We start from the raw sequence: 23,873 nt of genomic DNA, 5'->3' as shown, positions 1-23,873 counted from the left end.
GATAACTGTTTTGAGTATGCAAATTACAGACGACCTGAATAGATTACTCGAAGTTGTTCCCGATGAAATTCGGCAGAATTTGCAGCAGCATCCACAACGAGACAGTTTGATTGAGATTGTGATGGATTTAGGCCGTCTTCCAGAAGCCCGTTTTCCGTCTAAAGCCGAATATCTCTCAACTATTCCCGTCTCCTTAGAAGATCTGGAGCATTGTATCTCACAAATTGGAGAATTTAGTGGCGATAACAGAGCGGGACTATCACAAACCCTACATCGAATTAGTGCTATTCGCAACCGTACCGGAAAAATCATTGGTTTAACCTGTCGGGTTGGTAGAGCGGTCTTTGGCAAAATTGGCATGATCCGGGATTTAGTAGAAACGGGTCAATCTATCCTGATGCTAGGTCGTCCTGGAGTTGGAAAAACAACGGCATTGCGAGAAATTACTCGTGTATTGGCGGATGAGTTAGAAAAACGGGTGGTGATTATTGATACCTCCAATGAAATTGCTGGAGATGGTGATATTCCTCATCCTGCCATTGGCAGAGCCCGACGGATGCAAGTCGCACGTCCTGAACTGCAACATCAAGTCATGATCGAAGCAGTCGAAAACCATATGCCGGAAGTGATTGTGATTGACGAGATTGGTACAGAACTGGAAGCGTTGGCGGCTCGCACCATCGCGGAACGGGGGGTACAGTTAATTGGTACCGCCCACGGCAACCGTATTGAGAACTTAATGAAGAACCCTACTTTAGCAGACTTAATTGGGGGAATTCAAGCGGTAACCTTAGGAGATGAGGAAGCTCGGCGTCGGGGTTCGCAAAAAACGGTATTAGAACGGAAAGCACCCCCCACCTTTGATATTGCCATTGAAATGTTAGAGCAACAACGGTGGGTCGTTCATGAATCCGTTTCAACCACCATTGATCATCTGTTACGGGGACTGCAACCGACGTTACAAGTTCGGACTCTTAACGATGAGGGTGAAGTTAATATTTTTGAAGAACGATATACCCCCACAACTCCAGTTTCCATGGAAGAACGCTCGGCCCTCAAACCCCGTGAACCCGTCGCTGCAATACCTGGTCTGCGAGGGTTACGAGGTTCAGGGAAAATGATGGCCGTTCCCCCAACTCCCCTAGGAAAAGCCAGGGAAGATGCAGTATCGGAGTCTCAATATTTTGAAGAACTCCTAGAACAATCGTTTTCTGGGGTCACACCTCTGCATACTGATGAAGAATTCCCTTTTATCAAGACTATTGGGGAAGGTTCATCCTTAAATATTTATCCCTATGGGGTTCCTCGTCATCAAATTGAACAGGTGATCCAAACTTTATCTTTACCTGTGATTTTGACCAAGGATATTGATAGTGCAGATGTGGTGTTAGCACTGCGATCGCATATTCGGAATCAATCTAAACTGCGCCACATGGCAAAAACCCGTCAAGTTCCCATTCATACGATTAAATCAGGAACACCCCCTCAAATTGCACGAGCGTTGCGCCGTTTATTGAATATGGAAGATCCCAGTACCCCGGAAATTGCGGATTTGAGTTTGTTTACGAAGAGTGGTTCTTCGGATGAAATTGAAGCGTTAGAAGAAGCACGTTTAGCCGTGGAACAAATTGTGATTCCGAAGGGACAACCTGTGGAATTACTTCCTCGGTCTCCGCAAGTCAGGAAAATGCAGCATGAATTGGTAGAACATTATCGCTTGAAATCTAATAGTTTTGGAGAAGAACCCAACCGTCGTTTGCGAATTTATCCCGCTTAGAATTCAAGTCAGGGATGGGGGACGGGGGGACAAGGGGACGGGGGGACAAGGGGACGGGGGGACAAGGGGACGGGGGGACGGGGGGAAGAGGGGACGGGGGGAAGAGGGGAAATAATAGACACTCCTTCGGTGAAACCTGAAACCTGAAACCTGAAACCCATTAACCGTTAATCGTCAATAACCAAAATTCGGTAATTTTTAACGAGAAATCGTATAATTCATTTATTAGAGTGTATTTGTTCACCGCAGCCTTTCATTGTGCCAAAAACCCTCGATCAGGATTTATTTTTCCTTTGGCTATCTTTCGATTTCCACTCACCGCCTGACATTGCTCATGGAACCAGCACTAATAGAACTTTTTATTCAGCTTATTGCGACGCAGACGGGATTATCCATTCGTGTACAAGACTATGCTGGATTGGCTCAAAAAATTAAGGCAAGAGTTAAAGCTTTAAAGTTACCGAATCCCCAAGCTTACTTTAATTTATTAAGTGCCGATACGGTAACGAGCCAACAGGAATGGAAACAATTAATTCCTTTAATTACAACGATTGAAAGTTATTTTTTTCGAGATCAAGGTCAAATTAATTTATTACGCGGGGTAATTTTACCCGATTTAATAGCGTCTCGACAAAAAACAAAAACCTTAACCTTTTGGAGTGCAGGTTGTTCGACCGGAGAAGAACCTTATACCCTTTCAATTTTACTGCAACAGTTACTCCCCGATTGGACTAACTGGACTATTAATATTCTGGGAACGGATGTTAATGAAGAAGCATTGCAAAAAGCCAGACAAGGCTTGTATACGTCTTGGTCTTTTCGCATGGTTGACCCAGAAATTAGAAATCAATACTTTTCGCGACAAGGACAAGATTGGAAAATCAACTCAAAAATCCAGTGTTCTGTACAATTTTTTAAGTTAAATTTAGTTAAAGACCTCTATTGCTATCCTAATTATACTGCAATTCAAGACGTTGATTTAATTGTTTGCCGGAATGTTTTTGTTTATTTTGAAAAAAAATATATTAATCAAGTCGTTTCTAAGTTTCATCACGTTTTGAAACCCGGAGGTTATTTAATAACAGGTCATGCTGAATTGAATCATCAAGATTGTCTTGAATTATTTCAATCCAAAATTTACCCTGAATCGATGGTTTATCAAAAAATGATTGGTTTAATAGAAGAATCTGTGTTAAGTCAAAAAACAGGATTGACTTCTAATAATCAGGGTGAACATTTATTATCTTCATCTGGGCAACATCAAGATTCACATCTGAAAATCCAGCCAGCGAGATCCCTGGGTCATCTATCCGAAACAGTGAAGTTACCTAAACGAACCTTAGAAGAGGCAAAACAATATTTTCAAAATAAACAGTATAAAATTGCCATTCAAAAAGCTGAACAATTTCTTCAAAGTAGTAACCCTTATTTGAAAAGTTGGGAACTCGGAAACAAAAACTCAGAAGGAGGTATTAGAGGGCAAGAAGATAGAATAGGAACTCGAAATCTGAAACCAGAAATTCAATTTGATGCTTATTATTTATTAGCACAAGCATCCGCTAATCTAGGTCAATATGAACAAGCAATATTCTATTGTAAAAAAGCATTAGAAATAGACTCTTTATCAATTTTTCCCTATTATTTACTTCTGCGTATTGCTCAAGAACAGGAAGATTTAGCCGGAGCAAAATTATTGTCTAAACGAATTATTTATTTGCTTCCCTCGTCTGTTCCCGCCTATTTGGAACTTGCATCTATTTATGAGCAAGAAGCAGATTACACAAGAGCCGTTAAAATGTATAGTACCGCTTTAGCTCTACTCAAATCCTTACCTCCAAGTATGGGAATTGAACATTTAGAAGGGGTAACGGCTCAAGATTTAATTGCGTTTTTAGAAAAGAAACGTTTAGTTGTTGACTGTTAACCGTTAACTTCCCTCCCTTTGTCCCCCCGTCCCTATCTAACACCCAATACCACCATCTGACCTATGGATAGTCATGCTTATCTTATTTTTGCAATTAAGTTAATGCGTTATGCAATCGCAGCTTCTGCGGTTCAAGAAATTTTTTTCCTCCCAGAATTAACTCCACTTCCCTCGGCTCCGGCTGATTTAGTCGGTTTAATTAATTTACGCGGGGAATTAATTCCTATTATTGATCTCACGATTCGATTAGGGTATCCTCCATCAAATTATGCTGTGTCGGATAGCGTTATAATCTTAAAATTTAATGACATTAGAATCGGAATTATTGTGAATCAAGTTTATGAAGTTCAGATGATTACGACTGATGCCATTAAAACTGAACTGGCTTATAATCTGCAACATAACTTTAATTCTACTCATAATTCTTATTATCTTCAAGGAATTGCTCAAGTAGATGAATATTTAGTCATGGTCTTGAATCCCGAAACCCTGATTCAATACATGAACCAATTCTTAAGAGATATTAATTTAGAACAAGGAGGAGTTAATTTTGAAGAAAATCAACAGCAACAACTCGCAGAATTTTCAACTAAAAACCATTTCAAAACTCAACAAAATTTTGTTTTTTGCCCCGATGCAACTTCAGAAGAACGGGCTATTTTTCAAGAACGAGCTAAAAATTTAAGACGTTCCCTAGATAACCAAGATTTTACGGGGTTAGTTCCTTTAGCAGTCATTGGTTTAAATGGAGAATACTTTGGTGTCAATTTAGAAATTATTCGAGAGTTTACAGATATTCATCATGTTACACCCATTCCTTGTACACCGCTTCATATCGTGGGAAATATGAATTTACGAGGAGAAATCTTAACCTTAGTTGATATTCAAGGATTGGTTAATTTACCGTTAGGAACATCTCAGATTTTATCGAAAGCAATGATTGTTAAAATTAATGATATTGTTGCTGGAATTGTGGTAGAAGGGATTTTTGATGTGATGTACTTAAAAGAGTCCGAAATAAAAACGATTCCTACGGCTGTCCATTTAAAACAAGATGAATATTTACAAGGAACAGCATTTTATCGGGATAAAATGATGAGTATCCTGAATATTCCTAAAATCATGATTCAAGGAGAATTAGTTGTGGAGCAAGAAGTTTAAAGGGATGTCGGTTGTCGGTTTTCTATTTTCTGCTAACGGTCAAGCTTACAGTCAACAGTCAACTATTAACGATTAACAATCCAATGCTAACTAACTTAAAACTTCGAGAACGGTTATTATTAGGCTATACCATCCCTGTTGCTTTGTTTCTGGGATTAACAGTGGTCGTGTACAGTAGTATCAATCAAGTTTCCAATATTTTTAAAGAAGTAGAACGAGTTCAAAATGTCATATTAGAAGTGAACTTGATGGAGCGAGGTGCCCAGGGCATGATTCGCAATCTCCGGGGATATTTAGCGTTGAAAAACTCAGAGTTCCTGAATGAATATGAAACCTCACTCAATACCTATCGTAAAGCATCGGAAGATATTGAACCTTTAATTGTTAATGATCAGCAAAAAGAACGTTTAAATCGTCTAAATACTTTAATTAATCAATATGATCAAATTGCTCGGCAAACATTTGATTATGTTAATCAAGGTAAACTTGAATTAGCCTTTAATGAAGCTCGATCTGGTACTCAATATGTGCAAGAATTTGATACAGAAAGCTTGAGTTTTTCTGAGTTTGAACGTTCAATGTTAGCTCAACAAACTGACAATACTGAAGAATCTTTACAGGGGTTATTATATGCTCTGGGATTGGGTTCAATGGTTATTCTAATTGCAGCGATTGTAATTGCTTTATCCATTGCAGTTAATATTAGTGGAACGATTCATCGTGCGACTCAGGTGATTGCGACTTCTTCGACTGAAATTGCAGCAACCATTGAAGAACAAGAACGAACGGCGAACCAGCAGGCGGCTTCTGTTCATGAAACAACAACTACAATGGATGAATTAAGTGCTTCTTCTCAATCAACCGCCGAACAAGCTGAGTCTGCAACATTCGGAGCCAGACAAGCGTTAGGCTTAACAGAAGGAGGGAAAAAAGCCGTTAGTACCACCTTAGAGGGGATGGGAAATCTTCAACAAAAAGTTGAAGCCATTGCTCAACAAATTATTCGATTAAGTGAACAAACCAATCAAATTGGCAATATTTCAGAATTGGTGAGTGATTTGGCAAATCAAACCAATATGTTAGCGTTAAATGCGGCAGTGGAAGCGGTTCGAGCCGGAGAACATGGGAAAGGATTTGCCGTTGTAGCGACAGAAATTCGTAAATTAGCGGATGAAAGTCGAAAATCGGCTTTAAAAATCAATACCTTGGTTGCTGATATTTTAATGGCGATTAATTCAACGGTAATGGCAACGGAAGAAGGAACAAAAACAGTATTATCCAGTGTAGAATTAGCCAGAGAAACAGCAGATACTTTTGCTGGGGTGGCTGAAGCGGTGAATAATGTTGTTTTAAATAATCAACAAATTTCTCTCAATGTCAAGCAACAAGCAATTGCTATTGGACAGGTTTTAGAAGCGATGAATACCTTAAGTCAAGGAGTTGGGGAAACAGCGAATGGGTTAGGTCAAGCTAAAATTGGAATGCAAAAATTAAATGAAGTTGCTTTAGATCTTAACTCCATTGTTTCATAACAGTTCCAAGACATGAACTTTTTTAATTAGGATTGAGGAGAGGAGAAACCTAAATGTACCCTATATCATCAGACTTATGTTAAATTTTAATCGTTTAAGGTATTGGATTATTGGTGGATACTTAATTCCAATTGTACTGTTTGTATTGGTAACGGGAATTGTATCTTTTAATGTTGAAAAAGTCCGTAAAACGGCTCAGGAAGTTGAAAGATATAATGATGCCATGCAAGTGATTAATAATTTAGCTTCAGCAACAAAAGACATAACAATTGCTGCACGAGGATATATTTTAAATAAAAATTCTCAATCTAATCAATTATATCAAGATGCTCAATCTCGTTATGAAACAGCTTTAAAAGGTTTAAAACCTTTAATTCCCGATGGCGAAGCCCTGAAAGATGTAGAGACTTTAAATCAATTGATGGCTGAATTAGAAGAATACTATGCCTTATTATTTCAATTAATTAATGATAATCAAGTTGACCAAGCCTTAGAAATTTGGAAGCAAGGAAAAGGCACTACACTATCCACCAGTATTCTGGAGATCACTCAAAACATTATTGCGTTAGAAACCCAAAAAGCCGAAGAACAACATCAACGGCAAAATCAAGCTTTAGATAGTCTCCTGAATACGGTTTGGAGTGCAACTGGAATCGCTTTATTATTGTCAGTTTTCTTAGGAATTGGACTCATTACCTTAATCTTAAAACGGATTAATCAAGAGGCGTTCCAAATTCTACAAGCGTCCCAGGAATTAGTTACTATTATGGAATCCCAAGAACGAGTCACGGCACAGCAAGCAACTTCCGTGAATCAAACCACAGCCAGTATGGATGAATTGGGTGCATCTTCTCGTCAATCTGCCGAACAAGCCGGAACAGCTTCTGCTGGAGCTAATCAAGTTTTACTCTTAGCAGGGGGAGGTTCTCAAAGACTCTGGGTAGAAACTGAGATTAATCAGAGTTTAAAATTTAAAATGGAACAAGTGCAACAACAAATTATGCGCTTAAGTGAACATTTAGGGCAAATTTATAGTATTACTAATGTGGTGACGGATTTGGCAAATCAAACTAATATGTTAGCGTTAAATGCTTCGGTAGAAGCCGTTAGAGCCGGAGAAAATGGTAAAGGATTTGGTGTAGTTGCCACGGAAATTCGGAAACTAGCCGATCAAAGTCGCAAATCGGCTGAAAGAATTAGTTCGATTGTTACTGATATTCAAACCGCCGCCAATCTGACAGTAAGAGTCACAGAAGACGGATCTAAATCCGTACAAGATATTGTCCGAGCGATTAATGATGTGGCAGTTAATTTACAACAAATTTCTCTCAATACCAAACAACAATCCATTGCGGTTGAACAAGTAGTTGATGCGATGAATAACTTAAATTTTGTCGCCAAAGAAATGGCAACCAGTATCAACCAAACAAAACAAGGGATTGAAAAATTAAATGAAACTGCAAAAAACCTGCAAACCCTCGTTTAATCGTCCACAATTGAATTAGAGTCAAAGGATTAACCACCCATGATGATTGAAGATGATGAACTGCGAGAAGTTTTTAAAACTGCCAGTGCAGAACATTTGCAAAACTTGAATGACGGATTGTTATATCTGGAGAAAAATCCCCATGACCAGATAAAACTTGAAGAATTATTACGAGAAGCCCATAGCCTCAAAGGGGATGCCGGAATGTTAGGGGTAAAGGATGTTGCCACTTTAGCCCATCAAATAGAACATTTATTAGGAGGATTAAAACGTCAAGAAACGATCCTTTCTGCCGAATTAGTGGATCGAATTTCCCATGGAATTGATGCGATGGGTCAATTGGTTCATGCAGCCGTGACCGGAGAACCTTCGGGAATTAATACCTTTCATAGTCTTGCCTATTTGATGGGTGCTAAACCCGCTACTCCGGCTGCTGCTGTAAAACCTGAACTGGACGCTCCTGCTCCTGTAGTGGTGGAAACTTCAGAAGAAGATAAAATTGCTCCCGTTACGATTCTCCAGCCTCCTACCCCCAGTCCAGAGCCTGTTTCCTCGACTCTCTCCGAGCCTAAAGTTCCCGTCACGACAACCCCGGAAGCCGCGTATAAAATTGAAACTATTCGAGTTCCGACCAGTAATTTAGATGGGTTAATGACTCAAACCGGAGAATTAACCGTAACAAAAATTCGCATTGCCCATCGATTAAGTGAAATTGAAGAAATTACCAGCTTATGGGAAGAATGGAGTCGAGATGCGTTTGTAAATCGCTTTATTGTTCATGACTTAGAAAATCGTCTTAATCATCAAAATTCCGGTAATGGAACAATGGGGCAACTGCAAAATTATTATCATCGCAGTGCGGAACGTTTAGAACAGTTGGGACGATTAATTAATCAACTCAGAAATACTTTTTCCGAAGATATTGCCCGTTTAGAAATGATTAGTGACGAACTTGAAGATGGAGTTCGGACGCTGCGATTATTACCGTTATCGACTATTTTTAATTTATTTCCCCGGATGGTACGGGATTTAGCAAGACAACAAGGTAAACAAATTGAATTAGTGATTTCGGGTGGAGATACCCGTGCGGATAAACGAATTTTAGAAGAAATGAAAGATCCGCTCATGCACATTTTAAGAAATGCCATTGATCATGGAATTGAAACCCCAGAAGAACGAGAAAAAAACGGTAAGTTGACTGTAGCAAAAATTGAGTTAAAAGGGTATCAAACGGCAACCCATGTTGTGCTGGAAGTCCGGGATGATGGTCGAGGTTTAGATATCGAACAAATTAAACAAACTGCTTTAAAACGGGGAATTTGTCAAGCAGAAGAATTATTAGGTATGACTCCCCAACAAATTAATAGTTTAATTTTTACTCCGGGTTTTACCACCCGCACCGTTGTTACCCAAGTCTCAGGACGGGGGGTTGGTATGGATGTGGTACGAACCAATGTAGAACGATTAAAAGGAATTATTCAAGTTGATTCTTCTCCGGGAAAAGGTTGTTTATTTCGGATTCAATTAGGCACAACCTTAGCTACTGCTCATGTTTTAATTGTGTCTGTTCAGGGCATTTCTTATGCCATTCCTGTAGAATTTGTGCAAATGACTCGGCTGGTCATGTCCCATGAAATTTTTGCAATTGAAGGGCGAGAAACGATTGTTTTTGAAGATCAACCGATTTCTGTAGCAAAACTCGTAGATTTATTAGAAATTCGTTTAATTCAATCTGAAGTTGATGCGGAAAAAACACCGTCTACTGAGACAAAATCTCGCAGTTCCGCTTCCTCATCCTTTCTTCAAAGTTTCGCTAAAACGTCTATTTCTTCGGGTAATCTTGAACAAAGCTTTTCCCCTCGAAACCCCAACAAGACTGAAAGTTATGAGCCAGTTGATGTTGCTTTACCTTGCATTATTTTGAAAGTGGGAGAAGAGAAATTAGGATTATTTGTCGATGCTTTAATTGATGAACAGGATGTTGTGTTAAAACCCCAAAGTCAATTATTAAAGCGGGTCAGAAATGTCGCAGGTGCAACGATTTTAGGAACGGGGGAAGTGTGTATTATTTTAAGTCCCCAAGACTTAATTAAATCTATTCGCAAACAAGCTGGTGTCATCCCCTCTCCAACTCGGCGAGCACCTTTAAATATTCACGAGTCTTCCTCCCATAAACCTGTAATTTTATTAGTAGAAGATTCCATTGCGACTCGTACCCAAGAGAAACGAATTTTAGAATCTGCGGGTTATGAAGTGGTAACAGCCGTTGATGGGTTAGATGGGTTTAATAAACTCTCGACTCGTGCTTTTGATGCTGTGGTTTCTGATATCCAAATGCCTAATCTTGATGGGTTAAGTTTAACGGCAAAAATTCGACAAAATCAAGACTATAGTGAACTTCCCATTATTCTTGTTACCTCCCTGGCGTCGGATGAAGATAAACGCAAAGGAGCAGAAGCAGGAGCAAATGCGTATATTACCAAAGCCTCCTTTAATCAAGAAGTATTGATAGAGACTTTAAAAAGACTGGTTTGACACTCTCAGGTCTAAAGACACGCTCGTTTCCACACTCCCATCTATTTGTTATGATCAAAGTCAGTGTTGACCGTTGACCCTTGACCGTTGACCGTTAACCGTCAACTGACAACTGACAACTGACAACCACTTGACAAATGCCAATTCGAGTTCTCCTAGTTGAAGATTCGACCGTTGCTTTAATTATTCTGAAACGAATTTTATCGATTTCTCCAGACCTTTGTATTGTGGGAACCGCTCAAACTGGAAAGGAAGCATTAACATTAGTTCCCACTTTACAACCGGACGTGATTTGTACAGATTTTCATATGCCCCAAATGAACGGACTGGAATTTATTCAGGAAGTTATGGTACTTTATCCTCGTCCGATTTTAGTGATTAGTGCTTCTGTTCAAACCGATGATACTCATAATGTTTTTCAACTGTTAAATGCTGGGGCTGTTGATGTCTTTCCCAAACCCAAAACAGGTTTAGCCTCTGATTATGAGTTAATTGGACAGGAATTAATTCAAAAAATTAAAGTGCTTTCTGGGGTGAAAGTTTTTACTAAACATCGTAAATCTCAACAGACCTTAAATCCCTTACCCTTGAATAACCGTCTCTTTACTTCTCCTGCTCCTTCCCCCTTACCCCTCACAAAACCAAAAGTTTCTTCTCCTTCCCCTATCTCAAATTGGACTGATACTGCAAAGGTTCCGTTTGTTTCTTCTAAAATCATTAAAATGCTGGCAATTGGTGCCTCGACAGGTGGCCCCCAAGCCTTACATACTATTTTGACCCAACTTCCCAGTAATTTTCCTGTTCCGGTGGTTTGCGTTCAGCATATTAGTGAGGGATTTTTGCAAGGGTTGGTGACTTGGCTGGATGGGGAATGTCGTTTATCAATTAAAATTGCGGCACCAGGGGAACTACCCCATGCAGGATGTGTTTATTTTGCCCCAGAAGGGCATCATTTAGAATTTAGTCGCAATGGTCGCTTTGCTTACTCTACTGCACCTCCTCTGGCGGGTCATCGCCCTTCCGTGACAACCACGTTAGAATCTGTTGCCCAATTTTATGGTAGCAATAGTGCGGGTATTTTATTAACGGGAATGGGACGAGATGGCGCCGATGGGATGAAAGCCATTGCTGACATCGGAGGTTTAACCATTGCCCAAAATCAGGACAGTTGCGTTGTCTTTGGAATGCCCGCAGAAGCCATCACGTTAGGTGCAGCCCAATATATTCTATCTGTTAATGAGATTGCACCATTCCTATTAAATCGAGTCAAGGGTTTGAGTTGATTGTTAACGGTTTGCTGTCTTCTTATTCCAGGATGCTCTATTGCCGATTCCCTATTTCCTGCTATAGTTTTGAATTAAGGACTATTAAGATGAACTTGAAGATGAATTTTAAACAAGAGGGTAATCAGCAAAAGACCATTTTTAAAAGTTTAAAAATACTAAGTTTAGTTGGAACTTCTTTTTTTATTAATTTTCCGGCTTTAGCGCAAATTAATTTAGCGACGTTAATGGATATTATTGGAAATAAAAATGAAGTCTTTATTGAAGAGCAAGTAGCTCAAGTTCCAGAACAAGCATCATTAGGACAAAATATCAGAACAGAACAAGCTCGTGCTCAAATTGATTTTAATACAGGGGCGACGGGACGGATGGCGGAAAATTCTAAAATTATTGTGGGTCAATGTGTGGAAGTCCAAGAAGGCGTTTTAATTGCTTCTGGCCCTGCTAATGGTTGTCTTTTAGAGTTTGCAACGGGAGTCCAAGGCACGATTTATATGTTAAATGTAGACAGAAATAATAATACGAATAGTAATACAGGAACGATTCGGGTTTTGGAAGGTGAAATTCAATTATCGTCACGAAATAATCCGAATGATCCTAATCCCATCACGATTCAAGAAGGACAAAAAGTTTCCAATTTAACGCAGGGTTTAGCTTTATCTCAAGTTTCGGTTCAACGAATTAGTAAACAAGAATATGAAGACATCATTACAGGGCCCTTATTCCAAGGGTATAAAACTCCCCTTCCCAATCAAGATAAGCTGAATGAGGTTTGTAAACGACTCTACGGAAATTGTCGTCCCGTAGGCGGAAATGGCCCAGTTCGGGGGTTATGGTAAGGGGTGCGTAAGCTGTGTAGACGAATTTTACTATCCGATTTAATACCGCTTCATCGCCCTTTCCATGGTTCGTTTATCATCCCGTTGGCGAATATCTTCCCGTTTATCGTGGAGTTTCTTACCGCGACCAACGGCGATGTCAATTTTAACTCGTCCGCCTTTAAGATACATTTTCAAGGGAACTAATGTTAATCCCTTTTGTTCGACTTGTCCTAAAAGTTTATTAATTTCTTCTTTATGCAGCAACAGTTTGCGGGTGCGACGAGGATCATGATTAAAATAACTACCCGCTTTCTCAAAGGAGGATATATGGGCATTCAACAGCCATGCTTCACCTCCCCGAATTAAAGCATAGGCATCTTGCAGGTTAACTTTACCCGCCCGAATCGATTTGACTTCCGTTCCCTGGAGGGCGATTCCCGCCTCATACGTCTCTAAAATCTCGTACAGATAGCGGGCTTTGCGGTTGTCGCTAACAATTTTATATCCTTCACTGTTTTTGCTCATATTCCCAATTTAGCAGATTTCCTCACAATCAGTAATCCTGAGAAAAATATCAATTTTTTTGGTGTTGGGTCGTTCACACCATTGATTTTAAGTGATCAGCGACGATTTTTAAGTTCGCCATTCCAATTTTAACTTGTGAAATTCCGGCGGTTGTTTCTTGGACAGCACGATTAAGTTGATTCATCCCTGTAACCACTTGTTCAATCGCCCGTTCCTGATCTTTAGCACAATTTAAACTGTTTTGATTATCTGAAACAACATGGCGCATCATTTCATTCATACCCATAAATGTTTGAGAAATTTTATGAGTCATTTGTACCCCTTGTTCTACAGCTTCCTTGCCTACATGGGTGACTTTAACTGTAGCATCTACGGCGGTTTCAATATCATTAACTAAGATATCAATACTACTGGCAGATTTTTGACTTTGATTGGCGAGATCTCTAATTTCAGAGGCGACAATACTAAATCCTTGATTCTGAGTATCTGAGCGCACCCACTCAATCCGAGCATTTAAGGCTAAAACATTAGTTTGATTAGCAATGTGACTGACTAAGGTAGAAATTTGGCTAATTTGTTCCGCATGATATTGTAAATTGAGCATTTTTTCAGAAATCTGGTTGACTTTCTGATTTAAGAGATCCATTCGAGCTTTAATATCAGCAATTGATTGATGATTTCGTTCAATTAAATTTAAGGATTCCTGGGCATAAAAAACGGTATGTTCAGATTTTTGATAAGATTCTTGATAGGCATTATTCAAAGATTCCATTAAGCTTTTTGTTTGCTGAACAACGCTAGATTGTTGTAGAGAAAGTCGTTCCTGTTCGTCCACAACGGCTGCAATTTCTGTGGAAGAGACAACAATATTATTAATAATGGTTTCAAAGGTTGAAATAATGCCCCGTCTAATCACGAAAAATCCCAAGGGAGAACCGACTAAGATTGCTAGAAATAAAAGGGGTAAAAATATTTGTAAAGTTTGTTGATAAATTAAAGCGGATTTTTGACGTTCTTCGGCTGCAATTTCTAATTGAATACGGGTTAATTCTTCTAGTTTTTGAGTTACGGGATCAATCACTTCATATAAAATATTGGTAAATTTATAAACCTCAGATTTTTTTCTTTCTTTTAAAACCTGCTTTAAGTCTTGGATTTGAAAATTGGCATTAATAAATAATTTTTCTGTTTCATCAACTAACTGTTTTTCTTTTACCTCTAATTTAGTATTTTTATAAGCTTGCCATTGTTCTTTGATATCAATTTCAGCTTGATTCACAGATCTTAAAGCTTCCTCCATTGATAAAATATTAGCATTGACTTTATTAACAGAATCAACAATATCAACTGCATAAGAATCTGAAACAATTTTTAATTGTTGTAATGGCACAACCCGATCATCATAAATTGTTGAAACTTGATGATCAATTTTTTGAAAGGAATACAAGGAATAGGAACCCATGATCACTAATGTTACTAAGGGAATACCACAACCAATATAGAGTTTTTGACCTAATTTCATCGCTTTGTCTCCTTTATTAAGATAGCAACTGTCAAAACAGCAAGGAGATTAATGATGGTAGTGATTTTGTATTTTGAAGCATCCTACTCCTATCTCCTAAGCTGCTACGCATCTAAATTTGATATTTTGTAGGCTAGAGTCCTTACAGCAAGGGTTTTGGGCAAAAAAATTAACTGCGTGACAGCTTATCTTCTGACTTCTGCTATACCTTAGTTCTAACATTTAATTCTTCAGAACCCTTAAAATTAGTATTTTAATAATCCTTATTTTTTGATAATAAAAATCCCTCCGTAAAAATACAGAGGGATTAAGTCAATTTAATCTTGTCCTTCAGGACTATCCTGAAAATCTTGTAACGTTAGCTCCGGTCAGCCGCCACCACTGGTTCAAAACTGGGAACTACTAACTCATCGTTTTGCTTGGTTAATTGGTTATACAAGCGTTCGGTATTCGGGAAGTTCGCCGCAGGTAACGTCGGATAACGACGATAGGGAACTGTATCTTCCCCGAACAGTTGAGCATATTCCACACTGTTCACCATGGCGTTAATAAATCCTTTCAAGCCGTTAGCCGCCAGGATTTGGTTATAAACCCGAATTTCGGCTTGGTTAAGCGGTGCACGACCTAAGAAGTGCTTGGTTCCCAACTCAATCACCTTCGTATTGGGGTAGGGGGTATAGAACTCCTTGATATACAGAGAAGTGCTTCCCAACGCCTCAACGAACTCTTTCAGGTTAATTTCGTTGTTCCCCAGTTTACTTTCGAGAACGGTAAACTCATTCTTGGTCACATAGGGATCAATATTGCGTTCAAAGATTTGACGATAAACCGCTTGAATTAAAGTCTTCAGAGCCACTTTATCCGTCGTTGTCGTCAGCTTGAACACTTTGCTTTGTTGACGACGCTTGCTGACCCCTTGAGCGATGCGATTGTCTAATTCAATCTCACCCTTAATTTCAGGCGTACCCAGTTCGATAAACCGAGGCGTAATCACTTCCTCTACCGTCGGTACTTTTTCCGCAAAGGCACCGATACGACCTGTCCGTAAGGACACACCCCCCGGAGTCAAATACCGTTCATAAGGAACCGTATCTTCCCCAAAGGCTTCGTTGTATTCCTGACTATCGAGAATTGCATCCACCAAAGCATAGAAGCCTTTTTTGGAGCAAAGATCGAAATAGGCATTCATTTCCTGACGACCGTAGGTGGGACGACCTAACAGACGACGATGGATGTATTCAATCGCTTTACATACATAGAGCGACGTCCAATACATCTTGCGGAAGACATCAGACTTAGCCAGGATGCGAATAAACTCCCGAACGGTAATATCGCCGTTTTCGAGTTTAATTTCAGCAACGGTTTGGCGTTGACCCGCATAGAGTTCCCGACCAAACACTTGCCGATAAGCAGCTTGAATTAACGCTTGGGTAGAGGTTTCGGAATAATTAACACTGGTTCCTTTGCTGCTACCACTGCGCTTGAACCGACTGCTAATATAACCTCCAGGCAGTTGATCCAGTTTGAACACTTTTGGCCCTAAAGAACCAGGATGGTTAGCGCGGGCGGCAGGGTTGCTTAACTGGTTATCAATACCTGCCCCATTGCGAATCAGAATCCGACGGGTATCTTTGCCAAAGGGGGCTGGACGATTGCTGGGATTCCGGGTTTCTTTCGGGAAAATTGCACCGAACTGGATTTCCAGAGGATCATTCCCAGTTCCGTAAACGTGTTGATCCCGCAGAGGTTGTTTGTAATCTGCGAACAGCGTGACAAACTGGGGGACTTTGCGGAAGGGAGCACTGTAGTTAAACAGGTCAATTTGCGGCCCCCAGTTGCGACATTCTTGGGCTTCTTGACCCAAACCCCGCAAATAGGGAACGGTTTCTTCCCCGAAATAATCCGAATATTCTTGAGAATCCACCATCGCATCCACTAAGGCAGATAAGCCACCTTTGGACACAATCGAGAAATATTTGCTAAATTCTTCAGGAGAACTTAAACCCCGACCCAGGAAGTGACGGGCTGCCAGTTCCACCACCCGACTATTGACAAAGGGTTGATAGAACTGTTTCCGGTATAACGGAGATTTACCTAAACGGCGGATAAACTCTTTAGTCGAGATTTCGCTGTTTTTTACTTTGGATTCTAAGTCGGAAATCCCCAAACTGTAGGCGCGGGTAATATCCCGTTCAAACACTTGGCGATAGGCGGCTTTCACCACATCTTGTTTTTCCGTCGAAGAGAGTCCGGGTTTCATCACAAACTTCTGACGTCGCTCGGCGGCGTTGAAGTAAATTTGAGGCAGCGCTAACCCTTGGTGGTCACTGCTAGGACGTTGCCGCACTTTGTTAGCAGGTGCTGACGCTTCAAATTCTGTGATTAACACATTGAAGTATTGCAGGGCGATTTCTTGAGTATCTTTATCGCCTTTCAAATAGCCTAACGCTGCCCGACGCATTTCTTGGAGGGCCACTAAAGTCGCCGCACTAGAACAGGCATTTTCAATAATTTCCCGCAGTCCCCGCACGTTAACGGCGATCAGATTCGGATCTCCGGCAACAATTGCGTAGGTTGTATAACGCAAGAACCAGCTTAAATCCCGCAGGGATTTGGTCATGTTCCCAGGGCCATAACGAGAAACGTTAATTGGCCGGAACCCAGGGGGTAAAAATACGGCTGGCCCTGCTCCCGCATCCACAAAAATTGATCTTAAACCCTCGAACAGACCGCCACCTTTGTTATCCACATAGGAAATAGTTCCCAGTTTCATGCCTTCGGTGAGGTTGACTTCACCTCCCCCAACTGTGGCCATTGCCATAGTGGGAGTTTCCGTCGGTTTCTCCAAGAATGCTAGAGGTGAACCGCCCGTGAAAATCCGGTTTGCGGCACGGGAGACAATCAATTCGGCGTTTTGCGTCAGAATTTGAGCAATTTCTAAACGCTTTGCGCCAGAACTGAAATAGGTTGCCAGTTCACTTAATTCGCTTTTACCCAAAAAGCGATCTTGTTGCTCCGCTTGGGAAATGGTTGCAACGGGTACGGTTTGATAGAGTTGCGGACGCGCAACTGAGCTTCCACCACTTGCCTTTACACTCATTCGATCTCTGTCGCTCCCTATCTGAATCGTTACAGCATGGAACCTGAAGTATGGTACTGTTCTCAAACAATAAACGGATTAGTTTTGGCTAAATATAAGAATGCCTTCCACCCGATCATCGTGCTTGAGTTGTTGCCAGTTTAATCTTTCAGATTAAAATGAATTTTGGCTGATTACCAGACATTTATAAAAAAGCGTACCGACAATTATTGTATAGACTTGGGTGATGTTATCTGAGAAAAAAGAATAAGTTTTGTTACGCTCTCAGAGGTCGGTTGCGGGTTGTCGGTCAACCGTCAACCCCAGCACCCAACAGCCAACGGTCAACATAAATCAATCTTAATGCTTAATTGAGTTAAAACGATGGAAGAAGTTAGTTCTGCGGTTAAACGGCTTTATGATACCTATCCCTTTCCTCCTGACCCCCTGTTAGATGAACCCCCGCCTGGGTATAACTGGCGATGGTCTTGGCCAGCAGCTTATAGTTTTTGCACGGGTCAAAAGCCGAAACATCTTAATATTCGCATTTTAGATGCGGGATGTGGGACGGGTTCGAGTACGGAGTATTTAATTCAACTCAACCCAGAAGCGTCGGTACTGGGAATTGATTTGAGTGAAGGGGCCATTCAAACGGCGCAAGAACGCTGTCGTCGGTCTGGAATTTCTACCCCCGGAACACCCTCACCTGAATTTCGCCGTTTAAGTCTTTATGATGCAACCCAGTTAGAGGGACAGTTTGACTTTATTAACTGTGTTGGTGTTTTGCACCATTTACCTGATCCGATTCGAGGCATTCAAACCCTAGCATTAAAGTTGGCTCCGGGGGGATTAATGCACATTTTTGTTTATGCTGAATTGGGTCGCTGGGAAGTTCAATTGATGCAGAAAGCGATCGCTTTATTACAAGGAAATAAACAAGGGGATTATAAAGATGGGGTTAAAATTGGCCGTCAAATTTTTGAAGCTCTCCCCGAAAATAATCGGTTAGTTAAATACGAATCTCAACGCTGGGGGCTGGAAAATCAACGAGATGAATGTTTCGCGGATATGTATGTTCATCCCCAGGAAATTGACTACAATATTAATAGTTTATTTGAGTTAATTGATGCGTCAGGTTTAGAGTTTATTGGTTTTTCTAATCCTAATTATTGGAATTTAGAGCGATTAATTGGTAATTCACCGCAGTTACGTGAACGGTCAAAGAATTTAAGCGATCGCCAACGCTATCGTTTAATTGAACTTCTCGATCCTGAAATTAGTCACTATGAATTTTTCCTCGGACGTTCACCCTTACCTCGGAATACTTGGTCAAATGATCAAGCGTTATTAGCGGCAATTCCTGAGCGCAATCCTTGTATGAATGGGTGGCCGAGTCAGAATTTATTTGACTATAATTATCAAATTGTGAGTTTATCGGATGCTGAATTTGAGTTTCTCAAAGCTTGCGATCAAAATACCGAATCTCCTCGAACTGTTGAGGAAATTTTAGCTCAAAGCCAACTGGATTTAGACGGGGTGCGATCGCTACTGAATCGACAATTCATTTTGTTATCAATCCCTCAGAATTAACCCAAAAGTTAACAGCAAACGTCTAAAATGATAGAGAGAACTCACACAGTATCTTTGCTCCCTCGAACCTTCTTTGTGATCACCCCAATTCCCCGTTAAGCCACGTAGTAAGCCCTTCAGGGCTTTCTTCCTCTGGCTGAATGACTAAATCACCAGCCTTCGTCGATACTCTTTTGTAGTAAGCCCTTCAGGGCTTTCTTCCTCTGGCTGAATGACTAAATCACCAGCCTTCGTCGATACTCTTTTGTAGTAAGCCCTTCAGGGCTTTCTTCCTGTCTTCATTAACCCCTTAAAACGGGTTTTAGCGTAGAGGGGGTTACATAGCACATCCCTCTACTGAAATTTATTTCAAGGCTTTTAACCTTAAAAGGAACAATGGTAAAATCCCCCACCTTTTCCGCCAGCAAAGGTCGGGGATTTAACTAAAATCAATGATTTTGTCTTATAGATTTTGTCTTATAATAATCAGAAAATCCCTGACTTGTCCCTTTGTGACGGGATAGAAACATCTTGCAGTAAAATTGTATAATATCAATTAATTATTTTTATCCATCATTATGAAATGTTTTAACCCTGATTGCCTTCACCAAAATACTCAACTTACTAATTTTTGTCAGTAATGCGGACAAAAGTTATTATTAACTGAACGTTATCGCGCCCATAGTTATCTTGGAGAAGGCGGTTTTGGGCGGACTTTTATTGGTGTTGATCAAAATAGAAGAAATAGCTCCTGTGTGATTAAGCAATTTTTACCTTTATCACAAAATAGCGGTGCATTGCAAAAATGTATTCAACTATTTGAACAGGAAGCAGAGCTATTAGAAAAATTAGGTAAACATCCCCAAATTCCTGATTTATTGGCTTTCTTTGAACAGGATGGTAAGTTGTATTTAATTCAAGAATATATTGAAGGTCAAGATTTACTCAAAGAATTAAAACAACAGGGAAGATTTAACGAAACGAAGCTCAAGTCTTTTTTAGTGGAAATGTTACCTATTTTGGATTTTATTCATAATAAGTCTATTATCCATCGTGACATTAAGCCAGAAAATATTATTCGTAGAAAAAATAAATTAGATCCTAGTATCTATGGACAAATTAGCGATTTAGTGTTAATAGATTTTGGTGTTTCCAGACAAATTAGCGCGACTATTATGACCCGTATGGGAACTGTGACAGGCACTCCCGGCTATGCGCCACCGGAACAATTGAGAGGAGTAACGAATGCTTCTAGTGATATGTATAGCTTGGCAATTACTGCTATTAGATTATTAACGGGTGTCTTTCCTCAAGAAAGAAATGGAACCTTGGTTGATGAGATTTTTGACCACTATAATTTAGGTTGGGTTTGGAAGGAATGGTTAAGCAAAAATCGCCTATCTATTAGTCAAAATTTGGCTAGTGTTTTGGATAAAATGTTAGCGGATAAACCTAGCGATCGCTTTGGGTCTGCTCAGGAAGTTTTAACTGCTATTGGACAACGCAGTTTCGCTCCGTTACCTCAATTCCAACCTGCTCCAAAACCTAATATTAAGTTACAAACTTCTAAAGCTAATTTTACCAAACTAGACCAACTTTTATCAACAGAAAAATGGAAAGAAGCCGATCAGGAAACTGGGAGAGTTATGTGTCAAATTATGGGGAGAGAAAAAGAAGGTTGGTTAACGACAGATAATTGTCGCAATTTTCCTCCAGAAGAATTACGCATTATTGACCAATTGTGGTTAAAATATTCAGAGGGCAGATTTGGTTTTTCTGTGCAGAAACAAATCTGGTTGGAAGAAGGTGGGAAATTAGATGGAAACTGGGATGGGGCTACTTTCGAGAAATTTGCGAACCGGGTTGGATGGAAAAAAGGAGGAGAGTGGTTGAATTACGAACTTTTGACCTTTAATAAAAATGCACTTGGTCACCTCCCGTGGTGGGTGGTGGGGATTGGTTGGGGGGGAGGGGAGGATGGGATATTCTTCTCTCTTCTCTAAACTCTAACACATAAGGTATTCATCGCAATCCAAAATATTTGATCTTAAAGTAGTGAGTACGAAGTTATAAGGTTTTCCGCGTTTCATTACCTGTCATGGGGAATTAGGGATACGGTTGATTAAGGGACGAAATATAATTTCTCCTTAGAATTAAATCAAACAATGTATAAATAACTACAGAAATCAGCGTCAAAACATGATTTTTGACACACTACTCCTATAAGGAAACCGGGCTTAAAAAAACCAGGTTGACCGCATTGTCAATAATGAATATAATTATTTAAAAATTCGGCTACCGATTTTTTGTTATAACAATTAGCGAAAATAAACTTTTCCGAAACTTCCACAATTTCAGGATTATTTTCTCGCCAAATTTCATAAAATCTTTTAGCTTCCTCATCGGGTTGATGAGGTTTTTTATTCTGAGGAGAAGCTTTCTTAATTCTAGTTAACTTAGGTAATAATTTACTCCCATGCTTCTCCTACCCCCTTGTAGAGACGTTGCATGCAACGTCTCTACAAGGGGAATATGTAGCAAACATTAAGGGATTTTATATAATATGATAGGAATAGGGCATTTTCAATTTGGGAGTGATTCAGTCTATCATTAGAAAATCTGGATAAAGATACCCGACTCAAATTAAATCTACAATTCAAAATCGATGGAAGATCCCCAAAACAATCGTATTATCCCGATTAGAATTGTGGCTGGAATTGCCACTGTTTTAATTGCTGTGGGTGCTGGGTTAACCTGGTGGACATTAACCTCTCGTTCTCCCCAAGAACCCGTTATTTCTTCCCCGAATACAACCTCACCCAGTCCTCTAATTTCTCCTTCTCCATCACAAACCGTTGAAAAAACCCTTGCCATTTATTGGGTAGAGGATCAAAACGGTAAACAGGCTATTGTACCTCAACCTGTACAAATTCAAGCCCAAAATGATCCAACAACATTGTTAACCGTCGCTTTTGATCAATTATTAACGAGTTCTCCTGATACTAATCAATTGAGTGAAATTCCCAAAGGAACAACAATTCAGCAGTTAACCACTAACAATGATGATGTTTATATAGATTTATCCCCAGAATTCACCCAAGGTGGGGGAAGTGCATCGATGACCGGACGTTTAGGACAAGTGGTGTATACCGCGACAACCCTCAACCCGAATAGCAAAGTGTGGCTTTCCGTTGGCGGTAAACCGTTAACCGTTTTAGGCGGAGAAGGGTTAGAAATTCCTCAACCCATCACTCGCCCCATTTTCGAGAAAGAATTTTTACCTGTTCCCTAATAGCCCGTTTTTAATCCGGTTTAACTCGCATTAACGGCTGGCCATATTCTACGGGGGAACCATTTTGAATTAAAATTTCCATGACTTGGCCAGAAAATTCCGCTTCTATTTCGTTCATCAACTTCATCGCTTCAATAATACAAACGGTCTGACCCGTCGAAATCCGATCTCCGGTTTCCACAAAAGGCGGTTCATCGGGGGCGGGAGAACGATAGAACGTTCCCACCATTGGGGACGTAATTTCAACCCACTTAGATTCAGTCGAAGCAGGGGGAGGTAGTGATACAGTGGGGCTGGATGCAGGGGAAGTTTTCCCAACGGAATCAACAACAGTGGGAACCACCGGAGACGAAACCAACTGTGAACTAACTCCTGCATCCGTTAACAGCGTCTCAACGGAAGGCAGAGTCCCAGAACTGAGCGAAATTTCTTTGCGAACAGTCAGTTCAAAATCTGCGCTTTTGAGCGTTAGCTCTGAAATATTGGTTTTATCGAGATCAGCCAGCAGTTCACGAAGCTGGTTCAAATCTAGTTGCACAGTTGGTATGTCTCCCCTAAATTTGCAATCTATCTTGATTTAGTTTGTTGGGTGGCTATACGACCAATAACCCAATATCCTAAACACCTGATGTTTTTGTCTGAGTTTGGCACGCTTAAAATATCAAATCATGGTTCGGTGAGTGTTTATTCTCGACCTTGATAGCTGTCAGTCCGGGTATCAATCCGAATCCGTTCTCCTCTAGCAATAAATAAGGGAACCATCACTTGAGCGCCTGTTTCCACAATAGCGGGTTTTGTACCCCCTGTTGCTGTGTCTCCTTTGACTCCGGGATCGGTTTCAATGACTTCTAAGGTGACAGAGTTGGGGAGTTCAACTTCCAGAACCTGCTCTCCCCAGCGAACAACGTTAACGCTCATTCCATCTTTGAGATATTTGACGCGATCGCCAATTTCACTGGCGCTCAAACGAGCTTCTTCGTAGGTTTCCATATCCATAAAGACGTATTCTTCCGCGTCTTTATAGGTATGTTGCATTTCGCTTTTTTCCAGAGTCGCTTGAGGAACCGTCTCTCCCGCCCTAAAAGTGCGCTCTACCACATTCCCGTTTTGTGCGTTTTTGAGTTTTGTCCGCACAAAAGCAGAACCTTTTCCGGGCTTAACGTGGAGAAACTCTACTACACGCCAGACTGACCCATCTAATACAATCGTGACACCTGTGCGAAAGTCGTTACTGGAAATCATGCAAGCTAATACCTGGGCAGAATAATCGGCATCTTATTTTACCCTTCAATGGGGAACAGGGGATTAATTTTTTTAGGATGACTGGTGACGGAATAATGGCAAGATCAGTAATAGAGAACAAACGT

The 23,873-nt window shown here is 40.3% G+C and carries 16 protein-coding genes and 1 pseudogene; 12 read left to right on the top strand and 5 right to left on the bottom strand.

The genetic code is table 11. The features are described from left to right. Positions 1-16: 16 nt before the first annotated feature. The 8 genes from H6G57_RS11455 to H6G57_RS11420 all read left to right on the top strand — a co-directional run bounded on the left by H6G57_RS11455 (position 17) and on the right by H6G57_RS11420 (position 12,537). Complete coding sequence (locus tag H6G57_RS11455) at positions 17-1,777, top strand: R3H domain-containing nucleic acid-binding protein (RefSeq protein ID WP_190518667.1); 1,761 nt, start codon at positions 17-19, stop codon at positions 1,775-1,777. A gap of 334 nt (positions 1,778-2,111) precedes the next feature. Continuing rightward, positions 2,112-3,701 (top strand): CheR family methyltransferase, encoded by a 1,590-nt coding sequence (locus H6G57_RS11450; protein ID WP_190518665.1) that lies wholly within the window; start codon positions 2,112-2,114, stop codon positions 3,699-3,701. 63 nt (positions 3,702-3,764) lie between these two features. Beyond that, complete coding sequence (locus H6G57_RS11445) at positions 3,765-4,862, top strand: chemotaxis protein CheW (RefSeq protein ID WP_190518663.1); 1,098 nt, start codon at positions 3,765-3,767, stop codon at positions 4,860-4,862. 83 nt (positions 4,863-4,945) lie between these two features. Continuing rightward, a complete protein-coding gene (locus tag H6G57_RS11440; RefSeq protein ID WP_190518662.1) occupies positions 4,946-6,394 on the top strand; it encodes a methyl-accepting chemotaxis protein in 1,449 nt (482 codons plus the stop codon). A 76-nt stretch (positions 6,395-6,470) separates the two neighbouring features. Further along, entirely contained in the window at positions 6,471-7,880 is a 1,410-nt protein-coding gene (locus H6G57_RS11435) for a methyl-accepting chemotaxis protein (RefSeq protein WP_190518660.1), read from the top strand. A 42-nt stretch (positions 7,881-7,922) separates the two neighbouring features. Further along, on the top strand, positions 7,923-10,415 hold the full coding sequence (locus H6G57_RS11430) for a hybrid sensor histidine kinase/response regulator (protein WP_190518767.1): 2,493 nt from the start codon (positions 7,923-7,925) through the stop codon (positions 10,413-10,415). 137 nt (positions 10,416-10,552) lie between these two features. After that, a complete protein-coding gene (gene cheB, locus H6G57_RS11425) occupies positions 10,553-11,698 on the top strand; it encodes a chemotaxis-specific protein-glutamate methyltransferase CheB (protein WP_190518658.1) in 1,146 nt (381 codons plus the stop codon). Positions 11,699-11,799: 101 nt separating this feature from the next. Then, a complete protein-coding gene (locus tag H6G57_RS11420; RefSeq protein ID WP_190518656.1) occupies positions 11,800-12,537 on the top strand; it encodes a hypothetical protein in 738 nt (245 codons plus the stop codon). A gap of 39 nt (positions 12,538-12,576) precedes the next feature. On the opposite strand, the gene smpB is transcribed toward H6G57_RS11420, so the two are convergent. The 3 genes from smpB to H6G57_RS11405 all read right to left on the bottom strand — a co-directional run bounded on the left by smpB (position 12,577) and on the right by H6G57_RS11405 (position 17,666). Beyond that, positions 12,577-13,044, bottom strand: coding sequence for an SsrA-binding protein SmpB (smpB, locus tag H6G57_RS11415; RefSeq protein ID WP_190518654.1), 468 nt, complete (start codon positions 13,042-13,044; stop codon positions 12,577-12,579). Positions 13,045-13,117: 73 nt separating this feature from the next. After that, a complete protein-coding gene (locus H6G57_RS11410; RefSeq protein ID WP_190518652.1) occupies positions 13,118-14,566 on the bottom strand; it encodes a methyl-accepting chemotaxis protein in 1,449 nt (482 codons plus the stop codon). A gap of 358 nt (positions 14,567-14,924) precedes the next feature. After that, positions 14,925-17,666: a phycobilisome rod-core linker polypeptide gene (locus H6G57_RS11405; RefSeq protein WP_190518650.1), complete on the bottom strand. Its 2,742-nt coding sequence runs from the start codon at positions 17,664-17,666 to the stop codon at positions 14,925-14,927. Positions 17,667-18,029: 363 nt separating this feature from the next. Between H6G57_RS11405 and H6G57_RS11400 the strand changes: the two genes are divergently transcribed. The 4 genes and pseudogenes from H6G57_RS11400 to H6G57_RS11390 all read left to right on the top strand — a co-directional run bounded on the left by H6G57_RS11400 (position 18,030) and on the right by H6G57_RS11390 (position 22,506). Next, complete coding sequence (locus H6G57_RS11400) at positions 18,030-19,235, top strand: bifunctional 2-polyprenyl-6-hydroxyphenol methylase/3-demethylubiquinol 3-O-methyltransferase UbiG (protein WP_190518649.1); 1,206 nt, start codon at positions 18,030-18,032, stop codon at positions 19,233-19,235. 662 nt (positions 19,236-19,897) lie between these two features. Then, a pseudogene (locus H6G57_RS29615) lies at positions 19,898-20,689 on the top strand (protein kinase); the annotation flags it as partial. Between the two features lie 18 nt (positions 20,690-20,707). Further along, positions 20,708-21,217: a GUN4 domain-containing protein gene (locus H6G57_RS29610; protein WP_309235860.1), complete on the top strand. Its 510-nt coding sequence runs from the start codon at positions 20,708-20,710 to the stop codon at positions 21,215-21,217. 662 nt (positions 21,218-21,879) lie between these two features. Then, a complete protein-coding gene (locus H6G57_RS11390; RefSeq protein WP_190518647.1) occupies positions 21,880-22,506 on the top strand; it encodes a GerMN domain-containing protein in 627 nt (208 codons plus the stop codon). 10 nt (positions 22,507-22,516) lie between these two features. Here the strand turns inward: H6G57_RS11390 and accB are convergent, their stop codons facing one another. Further along, positions 22,517-23,044 carry an acetyl-CoA carboxylase biotin carboxyl carrier protein gene (gene accB, locus H6G57_RS11385; protein ID WP_190518646.1) on the bottom strand — a complete coding sequence of 176 codons (528 nt, stop codon included), beginning with the start codon at positions 23,042-23,044 and terminating at the stop codon, positions 22,517-22,519. Positions 23,045-23,190: 146 nt separating this feature from the next. Further along, a complete protein-coding gene (gene efp, locus H6G57_RS11380; protein WP_190518645.1) occupies positions 23,191-23,748 on the bottom strand; it encodes an elongation factor P in 558 nt (185 codons plus the stop codon). Positions 23,749-23,873 lie beyond the last annotated feature (125 nt).

The sequence above is a fragment of the Planktothrix sp. FACHB-1365 genome (assembly GCF_014697575.1).
Classification (GTDB): Bacteria; Cyanobacteriota; Cyanobacteriia; order Cyanobacteriales; family Microcoleaceae; genus Planktothrix.
Note: the sequence above shows the minus strand (reverse complement) of the source record. Positions and strands in the feature narration are given on the sequence as shown.